General features: G+C 63.7%; 11 protein-coding genes, 1 tRNA gene and 1 pseudogene. 4 read left to right on the top strand and 9 right to left on the bottom strand.

What is annotated here, in order from left to right:
• Positions 1–222: 222 nt before the first annotated feature.
• The 3 genes and pseudogenes from M1B35_RS30290 to ptsP all read right to left on the bottom strand — a co-directional run bounded on the left by M1B35_RS30290 (position 223) and on the right by ptsP (position 5,777).
• Positions 223–1,963, bottom strand: a pseudogene (locus tag M1B35_RS30290) (PTS fructose-like transporter subunit IIB).
• Between the two features lie 11 nt (positions 1,964–1,974).
• Complete coding sequence (gene pfkB / locus M1B35_RS30285; protein WP_268263887.1) at positions 1,975–2,916, bottom strand: 1-phosphofructokinase; 942 nt, start codon at positions 2,914–2,916, stop codon at positions 1,975–1,977.
• Positions 2,916–5,777 carry a phosphoenolpyruvate--protein phosphotransferase gene (gene ptsP / locus M1B35_RS30280; RefSeq protein ID WP_123337278.1) on the bottom strand — a complete coding sequence of 954 codons (2,862 nt, stop codon included), beginning with the start codon at positions 5,775–5,777 and terminating at the stop codon, positions 2,916–2,918. Before ptsP ends, pfkB begins: the two co-directional genes overlap by 1 nt.
• Positions 5,778–6,077: 300 nt before the next feature.
• Here ptsP and cra point away from each other — a divergent pair, with 300 nt between their 5' ends.
• Complete coding sequence (cra, locus tag M1B35_RS30275) at positions 6,078–7,073, top strand: catabolite repressor/activator (RefSeq protein ID WP_123337280.1); 996 nt, start codon at positions 6,078–6,080, stop codon at positions 7,071–7,073.
• A gap of 3 nt (positions 7,074–7,076) precedes the next feature.
• Positions 7,077–7,868, top strand: coding sequence for a TatD family hydrolase (locus tag M1B35_RS30270; RefSeq protein ID WP_268263886.1), 792 nt, complete (start codon positions 7,077–7,079; stop codon positions 7,866–7,868).
• 2 nt (positions 7,869–7,870) lie between these two features.
• Here the strand turns inward: M1B35_RS30270 and M1B35_RS32475 are convergent, their stop codons facing one another.
• The 4 genes from M1B35_RS32475 to M1B35_RS30250 form a co-directional block, all read right to left on the bottom strand.
• Entirely contained in the window at positions 7,871–8,575 is a 705-nt protein-coding gene (locus M1B35_RS32475; protein ID WP_425273461.1) for a methyl-accepting chemotaxis protein, read from the bottom strand.
• A 1,535-nt stretch (positions 8,576–10,110) separates the two neighbouring features.
• A complete protein-coding gene (ampE, locus tag M1B35_RS30260; RefSeq protein ID WP_268263884.1) occupies positions 10,111–10,947 on the bottom strand; it encodes a regulatory signaling modulator protein AmpE in 837 nt (278 codons plus the stop codon).
• Positions 10,944–11,504 (bottom strand): 1,6-anhydro-N-acetylmuramyl-L-alanine amidase AmpD, encoded by a 561-nt coding sequence (gene ampD, locus M1B35_RS30255; RefSeq protein ID WP_268263883.1) that lies wholly within the window; start codon positions 11,502–11,504, stop codon positions 10,944–10,946. Before ampD ends, ampE begins: the two co-directional genes overlap by 4 nt.
• 63 nt (positions 11,505–11,567) lie before the next feature.
• Positions 11,568–13,781: a DUF1631 domain-containing protein gene (locus M1B35_RS30250; protein WP_123337288.1), complete on the bottom strand. Its 2,214-nt coding sequence runs from the start codon at positions 13,779–13,781 to the stop codon at positions 11,568–11,570.
• A gap of 341 nt (positions 13,782–14,122) precedes the next feature.
• On the opposite strand from M1B35_RS30250, the gene nadC reads away from it, so the two are divergent.
• Positions 14,123–14,971, top strand: a complete 849-nt coding sequence (gene nadC, locus M1B35_RS30245) for a carboxylating nicotinate-nucleotide diphosphorylase (protein ID WP_268263882.1) — start codon at positions 14,123–14,125, stop codon at positions 14,969–14,971.
• A 40-nt stretch (positions 14,972–15,011) separates the two neighbouring features.
• Here nadC and M1B35_RS30240 read toward each other — a convergent pair whose 3' ends face one another.
• Complete coding sequence (locus M1B35_RS30240; protein ID WP_268263881.1) at positions 15,012–15,308, bottom strand: DUF6388 family protein; 297 nt, start codon at positions 15,306–15,308, stop codon at positions 15,012–15,014.
• Between the two features lie 318 nt (positions 15,309–15,626).
• Here M1B35_RS30240 and M1B35_RS30235 point away from each other — a divergent pair, with 318 nt between their 5' ends.
• Positions 15,627–16,175 carry a hypothetical protein gene (locus tag M1B35_RS30235; protein WP_268263880.1) on the top strand — a complete coding sequence of 183 codons (549 nt, stop codon included), beginning with the start codon at positions 15,627–15,629 and terminating at the stop codon, positions 16,173–16,175.
• A gap of 68 nt (positions 16,176–16,243) precedes the next feature.
• Here M1B35_RS30235 and M1B35_RS30230 read toward each other — a convergent pair.
• Positions 16,244–16,319 (bottom strand) — tRNA-Thr (locus M1B35_RS30230).
• Positions 16,320–16,391 lie beyond the last annotated feature (72 nt).

Genomic DNA, 16,391 nt, shown 5'->3' with positions numbered 1-16,391 from the left:
GCCGGCAAGCCGGCTCCTACACCAATCGTGCTGCACCCTCCGTAGGAGCTGGCTTGCCAGCGAAGGCGTCGGCCAGAACGGCGCAGGGCTCAAGGGCCTATTCGCCGGCAAGCCGGCTCCTACACCAATCGTGTTGCACCCTCCGTAGGAGCTGGCTTGCCAGCGAAGGCGTCGGCCGGAACGGCGCAGGGCTCAAGGGCCTGTGCGCCGGCAAGCCGGCTCCTACGAAGAGGCGGGTTGCAGGGCCAGCTCCACCGCCTCAGGCCGTTTCACCACCGCATACACCACCGCAGTGAGCAGGCTGCCCGCGACAATCGCCAGCAGGTACAGCAACGCATGGTTGATGGCATTCGGGATCAGCATGACAAACAGGCCGCCATGGGGCGCCATCAGTTTGCAGCCGAAGTACATCGACAAAGCCCCGGTCAGGGCGCCGCCGGCAATGCTCGCCGGGATCACTCGCAACGGGTCTTTGGCGGCAAACGGAATCGCGCCTTCGGAGATAAAGCACAGGCCCAATACCAGGGCGGCCTTACCGGCTTCGCGTTCGGTCTGGGCAAATTTGCGTCGGGCAATAAAGGTGGCGATGCCCAGGCCAATGGGCGGCACCATGCCCGCGGCCATGGTCGCGGCCATCGGTGCATAACTCTGGGAGGCCAGCAGCCCTACCGAGAACGCATAGGCCGCCTTGTTGATCGGCCCGCCCAAATCCACACACATCATCCCGCCCAGCAGCACGCCCAGCAGAATCGCGTTGGTGGTGCCCATGCTGTCGAGGAAGTGGGTCAAGGCTTCCAGCATACCCGCCACCGGTTTGCCGACCACATAGATCATCACCAGGCCGGTGAACAGGCTGGCCAACAACGGAATGATCAGAATCGGCTTCAGCGCCTCGAGGCTTTGCGGCAGGCGTGCGTATTTGTTGATCGCCTTGGCCGCATAACCGGCGATAAACCCGGCCACGATGCCGCCAATGAAACCGGCACCCAGGGTGCTGGCCAGCAAGCCGCCAATCATCCCCGGCGCCAGGCCCGGACGGTCAGCGATGGAGTACGCGATGTAGCCCGCCAACAGGGGCACCATCAGCTTGAAGGCGGTTTCGCCACCAATCTGCATCAGGGCCGCGGCCAAGGTGCCCGGCTCCTTGAACGCGGTAATGCCGAACACGAAGGACAAGGCAATCATCAGGCCGCCTGCCACCACCATCGGCAGCATGAACGACACGCCGGTGAGCAGATGCTTGTAGGCCCCGGTCTTTTCCTGCTTGGCCGGCGCCTGGCCGCCACTGGCTGCCGACTCCTGCTGACCTTCAGCCAGGGCCTTGTTCAGCGTGGCCTCGGCTTGCTTGAGGGCGATCCCGGTGCCACAGCGGTAAATCTTCTTGCCGGCAAAACGCTCGGTGGCGACTTCAATGTCCGCCGCCAGCAGCACCACGTCCGCCTGGGCAATGGCCTCGGCGCTCAAGGGGTTGCGGGCGCCCACCGAGCCCTGGGTTTCCACCTGCAGGTCGTAACCCAGGCGTTTGGCCGCCTGTTGCAACGCTTCGGCGGCCATAAAGGTGTGGGCCACCCCGGTCGCAGGCGGTGATCGCCACCAACCGCGGCACCGATTGCGCAGCCGCGGTCACGGGTTCTGCAACGGCTGTACCGGCGACATACACCTGGGCTTCTTCGGCGCCACGGCGCAGCACCGCGTCCACATCCTGCAGGGCCTGGGACGGCGTGCTCTGATAGACCCGCTTGCCGACAAACCGCGACATATCCACAGGCCCGGTGCTGACGACCAGCACCCACTCGGCCGCTTCGATGGTGCCTGCCGACAACTCGCGCTCGGGATGGGCATCGTCATGCACTTCAACGCTGGTGCTCCAGCCCTGGCGCTGGGCCGCAGCATCGAGCAAACGGGCACAAAGCACGCTGGTGACCATGCCATTGGGGCAGGCGGTAATAATGGCTAACTTCATAAGCAACCCTCTTATTGTTCTGTGAGGGGATGAACGCGCACCCCCTGCTCAAGCTGCGCCAGTTGCGCGGCGTCGCTGATGCCGAAACCGATCTGGGTCACCGCCATGGCGGCGATGGCGGTGGCGGTGCGCAAGGTCTGTTCGGCGCTGTGGCCACTGAGCAAACCGTGGAGCATGCCGGCCAGCAACGAGTCGCCGGCGCCCACGGTGCTGGCCACCGTGACCTTGGGCGGCAACGCCTGCCATGTCGGCGCCGTGCTGAACCAGTTCACACCGTCGGCGCCATGGGAAATCACCACGTGCTCGACGCCCTGGGCGTGCAAGCGCTGGGCAGCTTCGGCCTGGGCGGCCAACGACAGCACCGGACTGCCCAGGGCATCGGCCAGTTCTTCGGTGTTCGGCTTGATCAGCCAGGGGCCCGCCGCCAGGCCGGCGCGCAAGGCGGCGCCGCTGGTGTCGAGGACGACTTTCAAACCGAGGTTCTTCAGGCGCAGTAGCAACCCGTGCAACCACTCCGGGCTGACGCCCCGAGGCAGGCTGCCGGCCACCACCACCGCGTCGTGCCCGGGGGCGATCTGCTCCAGGCGTTCGAGCAGTGCCTGCTGCGCCGCCTCGCTGACCTGCGGGCCCGGGCCGTTGACGTCGGTGATACGGCCGTCATGCTCAGCCAGCTTGATATTGCTGCGGGTGTCACCCGGTACGCGGACAAAGGCGTCGACAAAACCACGGCGGGCAAACAACGCCTCGAACGCCTGGGGATTGTCTTCGCCAAGAAAGCCGCTGACCGTCAGTTGATGACCGAGGTCGGCCAGCACCTGGGCCACGTTCACGCCTTTACCGGCGGCATGGGTGAGCATGGCTTCGCTGCGGTTGACCTGGCCCGGTTCCAGGCGCGCCAACTGGACGGTAAGGTCCAGCGCCGGGTTCAGGGTCAGGGTAAGAATCGTTGCCATTACATGGCCTCCACAAGGGCACGCACGTCATCGGCGCTGCCGACGGCCAGGGCCTGTTGAGCAAGGGTTTGCGCCTGGACCAGGCTGAGTTCGCGGATCCGCGCCTTGACCTCGGCAATGCTGCGGCCGGAGACGCTGAGTTCATCCACCCCCAGCCCGACCAGCACCGGCACCGCCAGCGGATCGGCCGCCAGCTCGCCACAAACGCCGACCCATTTGCCGTGGGCATGGGCGGCGCGCACGGTGATGTCGATCAGTTGCAGCACAGCCGGGTGCAGGCCGTCGGCCTGGGCCGACAAGGTCGGGTGACCGCGGTCGATGGCCAGGGTGTATTGGGTCAGGTCATTGGTGCCGACGCTGAAGAAGTCCACTTCCTTGGCCAGCACCGGCGCCAGCAAGGCAGCGGACGGCACTTCGATCATGATCCCCAACTGCAAGTCGGCTACCGGGATTTCCTGGCGCAGGCGCTCGGTCATGTCCCGGGCCTGGCGCCACTCATCCACGCTACCGACCATGGGGAACATGATGCGCAGCGGGCGGTTGTCGGCCGAACGCAGCAAGGCGCGCAACTGGGCTTCCATGATCTGTGGGCGTTGCAGGGTCAGGCGGATGCCGCGCACCCCGAGGAAGGGGTTTTCTTCCTTGGCAATCGGCCAGTAAGGCAGCGGTTTGTCGCCGCCGACATCCAGGGTGCGCACCACCAGCGGACGACCGGCCAGGCCATCCAGCACACGGCGGTATTCGGCTTCCTGGGTGGCTTCGTCCGGGGCTTGCGGGTGAGCCATGAAGATCAGCTCGGTGCGCAGCAGGCCGATGCCTTCGGCACCGTTCTCCACAGCGCTGGTGACGCCGGAGCTTTCGCCGATGTTGGCGAAGACTTCGACGTGATGGCCGTCAGTGGTGTGGGCCAACTGATGACGTTGCTCGGCGGCGGCCTTGAGGCGCTGCTCGCGGGTGTCACGTTCTTCGGCGGCCCGTTGCAGGGTGGCACTGTCGGCGTCCACATGCAGGCGGCCGCGCTGGCCATCGAGCAGCAGAGGCGTGCCGGACTTGAGTAGCAAGACGCCGGCGCCGGCGCCCACCAGGGCCGGAATGCCCAGGGCCCGGGCGACGATGGCGCTGTGGGCGGTGGCGCCGCCACGGGCGGTGAGGATGCCGGCCACACGGGCCGGGTCGAGGCGCGCCACGTCCGACGGGCCCACTTCGTCCATCACCAGGATGTAGGGCTGCTCAGGCTCGGCGGGGGTTTCCACACCACACAATTGGGCCAGCACCCGACGACCGATGTCCCGCAGGTCGGCGGCGCGTTCAGCGAGCAAGGCGTCCTGCAAGGACTCCTGCTGCTTGGCCGCGGCTTCGATCACGGTCATCCACGCGGCTTCCGCGCTTTCACCCTGCTTGAGGCGGGTGTCGACTTCATCGGTAAGTTCCGGGTCGTCGAGCATTTCCTGGTGGGTGATGAAAATCTCGCGGATGGCCTTGGCCTTGCTGCGCTGGATCAGACCTTCGATATCACCACGCACATCGGCCAGGGCCTGCTGCAGGCGCTGGCGCTCGATGGCGGTGGACTCGCCGCGCAGCGGGTAGTCGATGGCCTGTTGCACCTGGATATGGGCCGGGCCGATGGCAATCCCCGGCGCGGCGGCAATCGCCTGGACCAGGCTACCGGACGCCGGGGCGCTGACGGGCACAGCCACCTCTTCAACCACTTCCCGAGGTGCGCTCACCGCCGGCAGCGGCTCGACTTCTTCGCCCAGGCCTTCTTCGATGGCGGCCAACAGCGCCGGCAAGGCATCGGCAGCAATGCTCGGTTCGGCGATCAGTTCCAGCACCTGGCCGCGACGGGCGCCGAGGCTGAGCAGCTTGCTCAGGCTCTTCACCGACACGGCGGAATCCTTGCCGTCGACGATGCGAACGCGGATCTCGCCTTCAAAACTCTTGGCCAGTTGCGCCAGGATCTTCGCCGGCCGCGCATGCAGGCCGTGGGCGTTGGCCAAGGCGATACGGGCGCTGGGCCAGTCCGCCGGCAATTCGCCGCCCAGCACTTCGAGCACCGCCCGGCTGCTGGTGGCGCGGCCCAACTCATGGCCACGGCCTTCGATCAGCAGCGCACACAAGCGCTCCAGCAGGGCCTGGTGGGCCTCGCCGAGGCTGGCCAGGCAGAACAGCCCGCTCAGGGGCTGACCCAGGTAACGAATCGGTTTGTCCGGGGTGACAAAGGCCAGGCCCGGGCGCAACACGGTCTGCTCGCTGTGCAGCCACCACAGGCCATCGCCCAGGGGCAGCGCTTCCACCTGTTGCAGCACGGCGGCAAAGCCATTGCTCACGCACTCGGCCTGGCGCAGCAGGCGAGCGCCACGCCACACCAGCTCTTCAAAATCTTCAGCGGCCACGCCCAGGCCAATCATTTGCGCGTCCAGGGCCAGCTCTTGCGGCGCCCCTTGCAACAGCTTCAGCAAGGCTTCAGGCGAACTGGCGCGACGCAAAGCCTGGCCCAGGTCGGTCTCGCCCAGGGCCCGGGTCAGCAGTTGCAGCAAGCGCAGGTGTTCGTCGGATTTGGCGGCAATGCCGATCGCCAGGTAGACGATCTGGCCGTCGCCCCAATCCACACCCTCGGGAAATTGCAGCAGGCGCACGCCGGTGGCGAACACCTGGTCACGGGTTTCCGGAGTGCCGTGGGGGATGGCAATACCTTGTCCGAGAAAGGTCGAGCCCTGAGCTTCCCGGGCCTTGAGGCCGGCGAGATAACCCTCGGCAACCAAACCATCGGCAACCAGTTTGTCGGCCAGCAGGTGCAGTGCCGCGGACTTATCCACAGCCGTTTGGCCCATGGATATCTGCTCTATGGTGAGCTCGAGCATGCTTTCTCCTATTTAGCGCGGGGGTGGGCGCTAGGTATTGTTTTGAATGATTCAGCTTAGGTGTCTTTAATGCCACAAACAGGACTGATTGCTTGGCAGGCAGGCTTCCGGTTTGTTTATAACCCTGGAAAATACGCTTGCTGAAACGTTTAATCTAGAATCTTGGGCACGTTACTCGATAATGTCGCATCCTTGAAGCCCTTCCGGTCGAATGCATGTTCCGACGATGGTCGTCTGCCCAGATGGAGTAGGATCGGCCAAAATCCTGCCGCATGCGTCAAAAAACAAGGAAAAACCGGGTTGAAACTCAGTGATATCGCTCGGCTGGCCGGTGTGTCTGTTACCACTGCCAGCTACGTCATCAACGGCAAAGCCGAACAACAACGCATCAGCAGCAGCACCGTCGAACGGGTGCGCGCGGTGGTCGAAGAACATGGCTTCACCCCCAACCCGCAGGCGGCCGGGTTGCGCAGCCGGCGCACCCGGACCCTGGGTTTCATCCTGCCGGACCTGGAAAACCCCAGTTACGCCCGCATCGCCAAACTCTTGGAACAAGGTGCCCGGGCACGCGGCTACCAGTTGCTGATCGCCAGCTCCGACGACGCCCCGGAAAGCGAGCGGCAACTGCTGCAACTGTTCCGCGCCCGGCGCTGCGATGCGCTGTTCGTCGCCAGTTGCCTGCCCGCCGACGATGACAGTTATCGCCTGCTGCAAGAGCAAGGCTTGCCGATCATCGCCATCGACCGGGTGATGCAACCTGAATTGTTCTGCTCGGTTGTCAGCGACGACCAGCAAGCCAGCCTGCACCTGACCCGCAGCCTGTTGCAGCCCGAACCCAAGCAGATTGCCCTGATCGGCGCCCGCCCCGAACTGAGCATCAGCCAGGAGCGGGCTGCCGGTTTCCGCCTGGCCCTGGAAGGCTTCGACGGCGAAGTATTGGTCGAACACGGCGAGTCCTTCAGTCGTGAATGCGGCCGGCAACTGATGGAAGAACTGCTGCAGCGCCTCGGCCACCTGCCGGACGCCCTGGTCACCACCTCCTACGTGTTGTTGCAGGGGGTGTTCGATGCCCTGCAGGACTTCCCGCTCAAATCCCGGCCCCTGCGCCTGGGCACCTTTGGTGACACCCAGTTGCTGGACTTCCTGCCGCTGCCGGTGAACGCCATGGCCCAGCAACATGCCTTGATGGCCGACAAGGCGCTGCAACTGGCCCTGGCAGCCATCGAAGACAACCATTACCAGCCAGGCGTGCAGGCCATTCCCCGGACCTTCAAGCAGCGCATCCTGCAGGACTGACGCGTGGAATTGATCGACAGCCATACCCACCTGGATTTCCCGGATTTCGATCAGGATCGCGTCGCGCTGCTGGCGGACAGCCGCGCCCTTGGGGTGCGGCGAATGGTGGTGCTGGGGGTCTATCAGGGCAACTGGCAGCGGGTCTGGGATCTGGTGCAAAGCGATCCCCAGTTGTACGCCGCCTTTGGCCTGCACCCGGTGTATCTGGACCAGCACCAACCGGCCGATATCAAGGCGCTGGGCGACTGGCTGGCCCGGTTGGTGGGCCATCGCCAGCTATGCGCGGTGGGCGAAATCGGCCTGGACTACTTTCTGCCGCACCTGGACCGGGAGCGCCAGCAACAGCTGTTTGAGACCCAATTACAGCTGGCCGCAGACTTTCAATTGCCCGCCCTGCTCCATGTGCGGCGCAGCCACGCGGCAGTGATCGCCACCCTCAAGCGCTTCAAGCTCAAACGTGCGGGGATCATCCACGCCTTTGCCGGCAGCCGTGAAGAAGCCCGGGAATACCTCAAGCTGGGGTTCAAGCTGGGCCTGGGCGGCGCCGCCACCTGGCCCCAGGCCCTGCGCCTGCGCAAGGTGATCGCCGAGCTGCCGCTGGATTCGGTGGTCCTGGAAACCGACTCGCCGGACATGGCGCCCGTCATGTTCGCCGGGCTGCGCAACAGCCCCCAGCACCTGCCGGCCATCTGCGCCGCCCTGGCCGACCTCATGGGCATCGCCCCCGAGCAATTGGCCGCCGCCAGCACCGCCAATGCCTGCGCGCTGTTCGGCTGGCCAGCCACAACGGCCTGAACTCAGACGCGAAAAGCGCCGATCAGCTGCTTCAACTGCAACACCTGGACCGACAACTGGCGACTGGCGTCCTCGGTCTGGTGGGCGCCTTCCGCCGTGCGCTCACCGGCACGGTTGATTTCGACGATGTTCTGATCGATGTCGTGGGCCACTGCCGTCTGTTGCTCCACGGCAGCGGCAATCTGCTGGTTCTGGTCGACGATCATGCCCACCGCGCCAAGGATGTTTTCCAGCGCCTGCTGGACCTTCTCCGACTGCCCGACCGTGCCGCTGGCCATCTCATGGCTGCTGCCCATGGCCTTGACCGCCGCGCTCACCCCGCCGTGGAGCTTGGCGATCATCTGTTCGATCTCTTCAGTGGATTGCTGAGTGCGCTTGGCCAGGGTCCGCACCTCGTCGGCGACCACGGCAAAACCGCGCCCCTGTTCACCGGCCCGGGCCGCTTCGATGGCGGCGTTGAGGGCCAGCAGGTTGGTCTGTTCGGCGATGCTTTTGATCACTTCCAGCACCCGGCTGATGGACTGGCTGTCGCTGGCCAGTTGGTTGATTACCACCACTGACTGGTCGATCTCGCTGGCCAGCCGAGCAATGCTGCCTTGTTGGGACTCCACCAGCCCGCGCCCGCTGAGGGTTTCGTCATTCACGCTGTGGGCGCTGCTGACCGCCGCCGCGGCACTGCGCGCCACCTCCTGGGCGGTGGCGGACATCTGGTTCATCGCCGTGGCCACGAGTTCGATCTGGTTGCGCTGACCGGCCACCGCCTGGTTGCTCTGGGCCGAGACGTTCTCCACCTGGCCGGCCTGGCGCTCGACTTCGTCGACGGTCTGGCCCACTCGCTCGATCAGGTCGTGGATCTTCAGCACCGTGCCGTTGAACACCTTGCCCAACTCACCCAGCTCATCACGGCTGTGGGCGGTGAAGCTGACAGTCATGTCGCCGGCGGCCACCTTGTCCATCACGCCGCCCAGGCGCTTGAGGGTGGTGCGGGTCGAGGCATAGAAGCCGCCATACAGGTAAACAATCAGGAGGAACACCGCCGCCAGGGCCAAGACCAGCAGGACCATCTGGCTGCGGTTCTGCTCCAGACGCTGTTGCAGCTCTACCGCAAGGAAGCCCAGGGTCGCCTCGTTGAGCGCGTAGGTCTGGGCCATGAAACCGCTGAGCTGGTCATAAAAGCCCTGCCAGGGCGCGTCCAAGGTGTCGGCCATCACCACCTGCTCCTCGAACAGCTCGCTGGCCTGCTTGAGGGTGCCGCGACTGGCGTCGGCGCGGGCCTGCAGCGCGTTGCGGGCGGCGGGGCTGGCGGCCAGGGCGTCGTGCAACTTGAGGCCGTATTCAGCCTGCAGTTTCTCGATCTGCACCAACAGCTCGTCGAAACGCGTGCTGGAGGATGAATTCAAAAAGCCCAGGCCCAGGGAGTAGGCGCCCATGGCCCGGCCCTCGCCCAGGGTCTGGGTGATTTGCGGAGTGACGCTGGTGATCAATTCGCTGAGTTGGCGAATGTCGCTCTGGCTGTCGCGGCTCAGGCCCGACTGGCTGGCGATGATCTGGCTGAAAATCTGTGCGCTGCCCAGCAGCTTGCCGATCATTGCACTTTTGCTTTGCAGGGATTTTTCCGCCTGCTGCGCCTTGAACGCGGCAATCAGTTCGTCACGCTTGCCATCGAAGACCTCGACCTGCTCAGGCTCCACCGTCACCGCGTGCAACCCCTGCAGACGCTCAAGCACAGTCTGCTCCAGAGCGTTGATGGTGCCTTCAATATCCCCCGCCTTGCCCGATTGCCCCAGGCTGGTGTTGATCTGCACCAGGTTGTTGAGGGTTTCCAGGTCGCGCCGCAGGCTCAGGCTGCTGCCCAACAGGTCAAGGCTTTGCAGCTCCACCTGAGTGCCCTGGAACTCGCGATAGGCATCGCGCACCAGGTAAAAGTTGGTGACCAGCATCGGCAGGAAAAACAACACGCTGATCAGGCTGAACTTCATGCCGAAGCTCAGGCGGTTCATCAGGGCCACGGCGGGATAGAGCAAGCGCTTCACAAGGAAGTCCCCCAATTGTTTTATTGTTATGGGCAGGCACGAGAAAGCAGCAGATCGCCACTATTTCGACGCTGTTTCTGTATAGCGCAAATCCACAGGAGGTTTTGTAACTTAAAGTTAACCGCGCTTAGGGGCGGTCAGCGGGACACGGCCAAGGGCCGTCTGGAAAGGAAGCCGTGGCGAGGCAGGTGCCTCGCCACTCGTTGGGATCAGAGCAACAGGGTCCACAGGGCAAAGCCGGCGTACCAGAGCACCGCCGCACGCAGCAGCAGCTCCCAGATCCGGTCCAGGCTGTTGATGCCATCGGCGCCCGCCGCCGGTGCCGGGATCTCCCCCGCCACCAGGCCGACCTTTTCCACCAACTGCGCAGCGCTGATGTTCCAGTTCAGCAATTCGTGGAGCATCACCCGGCTGACCGCCACGAAATTGCCCACCAAGGCAAAGCTGGCCGCCAGCAGGCGCACCGGCAGCCAGTCGAAGGCGTGCCTAAGTTGTGCGGCGCGCTCCACCAGTGCCGGGTTTTGGCCCCGCTCGGCAGCCAGGGCCAGCAGGCGATAACTCAAGGCTGCCACCGGCCCCAGCAGGAAGTACCAGAAAATCACCGCGAAAAAGCTCTGGTAGGCCTGCCACAGCAAGTGTCCCTGAACCCGCTCCAGCAGCTGTTCGCCACTCTCGGCGCAGATGTTCAGGTCGCGCTGGGCGACATGGGCCGAGGCTTGCAAGTCCTCTCGGCGCCAGGCGTCACGGAACGGGCCAAGACCCGCCAGCAGATCGCCACGACCCAGGGCGTAAATCAGCACCAGCAGGTGCACCGGCAGGGCCAGCAAGCCATAAAGCAGCGGCTCCAGCGCCCACAGCAGCAGGCCCAACAGCAGCACCGGCACCAGCACCAGCAAAGCCAAGGTCAGCCAGGGACGCTGGCTTAACCGGGGACTTGCTTCCAGCCTGGCCAGCTCGCCCAACCAAGGGCCGTCCCGCTGGATACGTTGACGCAGCGCGGAGAACTTCTCGACCCACACCGCCAGCAGCAACACCAGAAAACTCATTGTTCTTCCCCCTGCTCCAAAGCGGCACGATAACGCGCCCAATCGAATCCTGGCCCCGGGTCAGTCTTGCGCCCGGGAGCGATATCGCTGTGCCCACAAATGCGCTGCACGGTGATGGCGCTGAACGCTGCCCGCAACTGCCGGGTCAGGCGAATCAAGGCCGTGTACTGGGCATCGGTGAACGGCAACTCGTCGGTGCCTTCCAGCTCGATCCCCAGGGAAAAGTCATTGCACGTCTCGCGTCCCTCGAAACAGGACACCCCGGCGTGCCAGGCCCGGTCCAGGCAAGAGACAAACTGGGTCACGCCACCGTCGCGCTCAATCAGAAAGTGCGCCGACACGCGCAAATCGGCGATCCCGAGAAAGTAAGGGTGTTCGGTGACATCCAGGCGATTCTGGAAGAATTCCTGCACCTTGCCCGTAGCGAACTGGGCCGGCGGCAGGCTGATGTTGTGAATCACCAGCAGGGAGATTTCGCCCCCCGGGCGCTCATTGAAATTGGGTGATGGGCAATGACGCACACCGTGAAACCAACCCGTGGCAGGGTCCAACCGCATACCGTTTCCTTCAACTAAAGCCTTGGGTGGCTCAGTATGCCGCGTTCGCCCCACAGGTTGCGATCACTTGCCGCGATTGAGCCGTTGCAAGGTGCCGATCACCGACTCCAGTGCCCGGTCGAACAGCAGAGTATCGTCCAGCGTACGCACCGCACCGCGCTGAAACTCCAGGGCCAGCCCCATGCGCGTGCGCTCCAGGACCTTCATCCCGGTGCGGTTGACGAAGATGTACTTGGCCACCGGCTGCTCGACGATTGCCGCCAATTTGCAGCGCACGTTGATGTCGTCGTCCTCGAGGAACTCGACCCACGCGCCCAGGCGCAACTGGTCGACCTGGAGCACGCCCGGGTCGGTCGCCGCCAGGGCCAGCGGCGCCGCCTCAAGAGGGCCCTCTTCGGCGGACGGCAGGACGATTTCCTGCTCGACCTTGACCAGCGGCGAGCGTGCGGCGTCGATCACCGCCACCGAAGCCTCGGCCTGTTGCTCGAACAGGTCCAGGTGCAGGGCCTCCAGTTGGCTGAAGAATTCACTGGTGGCAAAGGGGTCGAACGCGGCGCTGCTCAAGCCGTCGCGCAAGCCTTTGAGCAGGCCCGGCACCAGCGCCAGTAAGCGCATTGCGGCATCCGGTTGCGAGTGACGCTGCACACTCCAGATCAGCTCCTCCATGATGTTCAGCGCGGCCTGCCACTCCATCGACGCTTCGCCGTGCTTGAGCCAACTGAGCAGCAATACCTGGCTCCAGGCCTGCTCGACGAACTCCACCACCACTTGGGGCAAGACTTTGCCCAGCAACGCATCATTGAGTGCCTGCTCGACGCAACGCCGGGCCAGTTCGGCCTTGGCTCGGCCCTCTTCGGCATCCCGTGTGCGCTGTTCCAGCAACTCACTGCGCCGGCGCTCGTCGGTGGCGAATACCAGGAAGTCCGCCAGCAGCTCGGAAAAAATTGCCGGGTCGTCGACAAAATCATTCAGCAAACGCTGCACCACCTGCTCGATCCGCAGGTACAGGCTGTCGCGCTGGCCATCGTCGCAGGCTTCCCAGCCCATGGCCGCCGTGGCGATTTCATTGAGCAGGCGCCGGGCCGGGTGGTTACCGCGGCTGAAGAAGCTTTTGTCGAGCACCGCCACCTTGAGCATGGGGATCTGCAGGCGGCCAATCAGCGCCTTGAGGGAGTCCGGCAGGTTGCGGTCATCGAGGATGCATTCGAAGAGCATGGCGATCAGATTGATCACGTCCTCGTCGACCACATCGACCACCCGCGACTTGCCACTCTTGACGCTGACCCGGGTCAGTAGCTGTTCCAGCTGGTTACGCAGGTCGAAATCGTCCAGGGCACTGTGGGCCGGCACATATTGCTGCAAGTGCGACAGCAGGCGCAGCAAATCGCGAGTGGAAATGGGCTGGGTCTCGGCGCTGGCTTCCAGGGTCGGCGCGACGCTGCCGCGTACGTGAAACAGCAGCGCCTGCAATGCACCGAAGACTTCATGGACGCTGTCGTCGATGGTCGAAGGGCCCGCCCCGGCCGGAGTGGACGCCTGTGCGCTGTAGGAATGGCGGTTGACCGCCCGGTCGGTGGCCCGGCGCGCCGGCGTGGGCAGCAACTCAGGCAACACGCCGGTGACGATCAGCAATTGGTTGGCTTCGGCGTACAGATGGTCGGCGTCGCTGAGCACGTAGCGTTCGAAGAGTTTGAGGATGATCAGCTTGACCTTGATCTCCACCCCCAGGCTGCGCCCGGCCTGCATGAAGTACCCACAAAGCCTGCCCGGGCCCATGGGGTTGCTTTGCTCATCCAGGTGCTTGCCCAACAGTGCACTCAAACGCGCGGTCAACTGCCCAAGGACCAGCCCGTCGCGCTTGAGCACCTTGGCCACCATGGCTTCCAGGGCCACGGCCTTTTCCAGGTCATCGGTGGTTTGGGCCGAATCGTCGACCGTCGCGGTCGGCAGGCTCAGCGGCGGCTCGTACTGCACCAGGCCGGCGAAGGCTTCGAAGAATTGTTCGAGGAACGCGCGCTCAATGCTTTTGCGCTTGAGGCGCAGGTCGCGCATGGCTTCGAAGAACGTGTTCTGGTCGACGTTGTTCTGCGCCCGGTCGGCCATTTCGAAGAGGGTATCGTCGGCGTTATCGAACAGTTCCTGCAGGCCATGGCGCAGTTGCTGGGCCGCCTTGTCACGAACCTGAAGCAGCAGCACAGGCAGGCGGGCAAGCGGCGAAGCCGTCGCCTGATCTGTAGCCGCCTTGTGCAAAGGCACTACATTCCCGTCGTTGTGCATCCAAGCCTCCTGAAAGGTGGTTCTTCGGTTCGAATAATGCGCCGACAACGCTCACAGTCGGCTCTCAGCGGAAGCAGGTGCACTCCACTGCACGTCGGTATTGAGAGGGAATCAAGGAACGTCAAAGCTATGACGTCAATCGAAAGGCGGATTATCTGGCAAAAGCCCCCTCTTGTGCCAGCAGACTCTGCAACGCGTCTTCAATTAGCCTGCGCCGTCACTGCCTGAAGTCTCAGACAAGCCGAGCCAATTCAGGTTCGCCGGAGGTGAAGGTATTTGCCGCCTTGGGTTCGCCAAGGCCATGGCCCTATAATCGGCGCACTTTGTTTGTGGAGCCCGTTATGCCGAATCTACGCCTCGCCGACTTGACCGCCGAAATCGAAGCCAATGTGCGCCGCGCGTTGCTGGAAGACATCGGCAACGGCGACATCACCGCGCAACTGATCCCGGCCGAACGCCTGGCCAAAGCCACCATCATCACCCGTGAAGCCGCCGTCATCAGCGGCACGGCCTGGGTCGACGCGGTATTTCGCCAGTTGGATCCACGGGTGGCGGTGCATTGGCAGGTCGCCGATGGCGAGCGGGTCAGCCCCAACCAGGTGCTGTTTCACCTCGAAGGCCCGGCCCGGTCGCTGCTCAGTGGCGAACGGTGCGCGCTGAACTTCCTGCAATTGCTGTCTGGCGTGGCGACCCGCGCCCAGTACTACGCCGATTTCGTCGCTGACACCCAGGTCAAGCTGCTGGATACCCGCAAGACCCTTCCGGGGCTGCGTCTGGCGCAAAAGTACGCGGTGACCTGCGGCGGCTGCCATAACCACCGCATCGGGCTGTACGACGCCTTCCTGATCAAGGAAAACCACATTGCGGCGTGCGGTGGCGTTGCCCAGGCCATTGCGGCCGCCCACAAGATTGCCCCGGGCAAGCCGGTGGAAATCGAGGTGGAAAGCCTGGAGGAGCTTCAGGAAGCGCTGGCGGCGGGTGCCGACATCATCATGCTCGATGAACTGAGCCTGGATGACATGCGCGAAGCGGTGCGCCTGAATGCCGGCAAGGCCAAGCTCGAGGCCAGCGGCGGGATCAATGAGAGCACCTTGCGCCCGATCGCCGAAACCGGCGTCGATTACATCTCCATTGGCGCGATGACCAAGGATGTGAAGGCCGTGGACCTGTCGATGCGCTTGAGCATCTGATCCAGGAAAAACGCCAGCCCTGATCAGGCTGGCGCTCGGGTCATACTTCGATTTCGTTGAGTTCCAGATAGTCCTGCAGGTCCATGCCCAGTGCTTCAGCCACTTCCTGATGCACTTCAAGGCGCATGGCCTTGAGCTCTTCCGGGTTCTCGGCCACCAGGTCCAGAACCAGCTCCCAGGGCTCGATGCCCCGCGACTCCGCCTCGTCCTCAAAAGCCCACTGCGCCTGCTGCTTCTGCTCTTGCGGGCTCAGGGCACTGATTTCTTCTTGCAAGGAAGGCGTGGCAGCCAAGTACCTTTCAAGCGCTACGTCGGTTCTTGCTTCTTTAGGAATCATCTCGTTCTCTCTGATCATAGGAATGGAAGATGGATCTGGATCGTTGGGATCTCTTTGCCGCAAAAAACCGCTGCACATGCCGGTTTATCTGGCCCTCAGAACCATTCGGGATCATCTGAAAACAGCAAGCTGGTGCTCAGACAGGGTCTGAATATAGGACCTTTGGCCCACGATTTATATGGGTCACGACATCAATTTCCTAAGAACCTGTACAAAGCCCACACCACCGCCGCCCAGGCGGGACTGCACCCCGGAACCGAAATCAACATTCGCAGTCATAGCGATGTGCCACATCGGCACTTCACAAGGAACCCAGTGATGCCCAAGCGTTCAACCTCCTCCCCAGCCCTTCTGGCCACCGCCTTGGCGACCTTGCTGCTGGGCGGCACATCCCTGGCGCAGGCGGCCCAGGCCGGTATCGAGTTCAGCCCGGACAACGGCTCGTCATCCGACAGCATCGGCACCCTTCGCCGCGATTCCCACGGCGTGTACACCCTACACAACTCACGTTTCAGTGCTAATGACTTGCAGAACCTGCAGGACAGCCTGAAGCGCAGCAACGCCGATGTGGAGAGCCTGAAGAAGACCGTCAGCGAACAGGCCCGTGTCATCGAAGAGCTCAAACGCAACAATGGCTCCAGCTCCAGCAGCAATGACCAATCCAGCCTCAAGCGCAGCGTCAGCGATCAGGAGCGCCAGTTGGACAAACTCAGCAAGCAGGTAGAAGACCTCAAGCGCAACGGGGGTTCGGGTTCCAGTTCAAACAGCAGTGAACTGTCCGACCTCAAGCGTACGGTGAGCAATCAGGAACGTCAGTTGGACCGACTACAGCGCAGCCTCGATGAGCTGAGCCGCAAGGTGAGGTGAGCCCGGGGGCCAGCGCCTGAAAGGGCTGCTGCCGATCAATGGCGGGAGTCACATGAGTCGGAAAGGAGTGGTGCCGGAGACAGGAATCGAACCTGCGACCTTCGCGTTACGAGTGCGCTGCTCTACCGACTGAGCTACACCGGCGTGGGCTAAACCTAGCACCGGCTCCGGGGGCAGGCAAATGGCAACCCTGTTTGCGCCCCACAGCAAAACGCC

This window comes from Pseudomonas morbosilactucae, from assembly GCF_023241665.1.
GTDB lineage: Bacteria > Pseudomonadota > Gammaproteobacteria > Pseudomonadales > Pseudomonadaceae > Aquipseudomonas > Aquipseudomonas morbosilactucae.
The sequence above is the reverse complement of the archived record's forward strand: the minus strand, read 5'-3'. Positions and strand labels throughout refer to the sequence as shown.

Excerpts from the sequence above, each read along its gene's own strand:
- M1B35_RS32475 (WP_425273461.1), bottom strand. The coding sequence starts at position 8,575 with ATGTCCGCCACCGCCCAGGAGGTGGCGCGCAGTGCCGCGGCGGCGGTC.
- ampD (WP_268263883.1), bottom strand. The coding sequence starts at position 11,504 with ATGCGGTTGGACCCTGCCACGGGTTGGTTTCACGGTGTGCGTCATTGC.
- M1B35_RS30250 (WP_123337288.1), bottom strand. The coding sequence starts at position 13,781 with ATGCACAACGACGGGAATGTAGTGCCTTTGCACAAGGCGGCTACAGAT.
- M1B35_RS30235 (WP_268263880.1), top strand. The coding sequence starts at position 15,627 with ATGCCCAAGCGTTCAACCTCCTCCCCAGCCCTTCTGGCCACCGCCTTG.
- ptsP (WP_123337278.1), bottom strand. The coding sequence starts at position 5,777 with ATGCTCGAGCTCACCATAGAGCAGATATCCATGGGCCAAACGGCTGTG.
- pfkB (WP_268263887.1), bottom strand. The coding sequence starts at position 2,916 with ATGGCAACGATTCTTACCCTGACCCTGAACCCGGCGCTGGACCTTACC.
- M1B35_RS30240 (WP_268263881.1), bottom strand. The coding sequence starts at position 15,308 with ATGATTCCTAAAGAAGCAAGAACCGACGTAGCGCTTGAAAGGTACTTG.
- ampE (WP_268263884.1), bottom strand. The coding sequence starts at position 10,947 with ATGAGTTTTCTGGTGTTGCTGCTGGCGGTGTGGGTCGAGAAGTTCTCC.
- nadC (WP_268263882.1), top strand. The coding sequence starts at position 14,123 with ATGCCGAATCTACGCCTCGCCGACTTGACCGCCGAAATCGAAGCCAAT.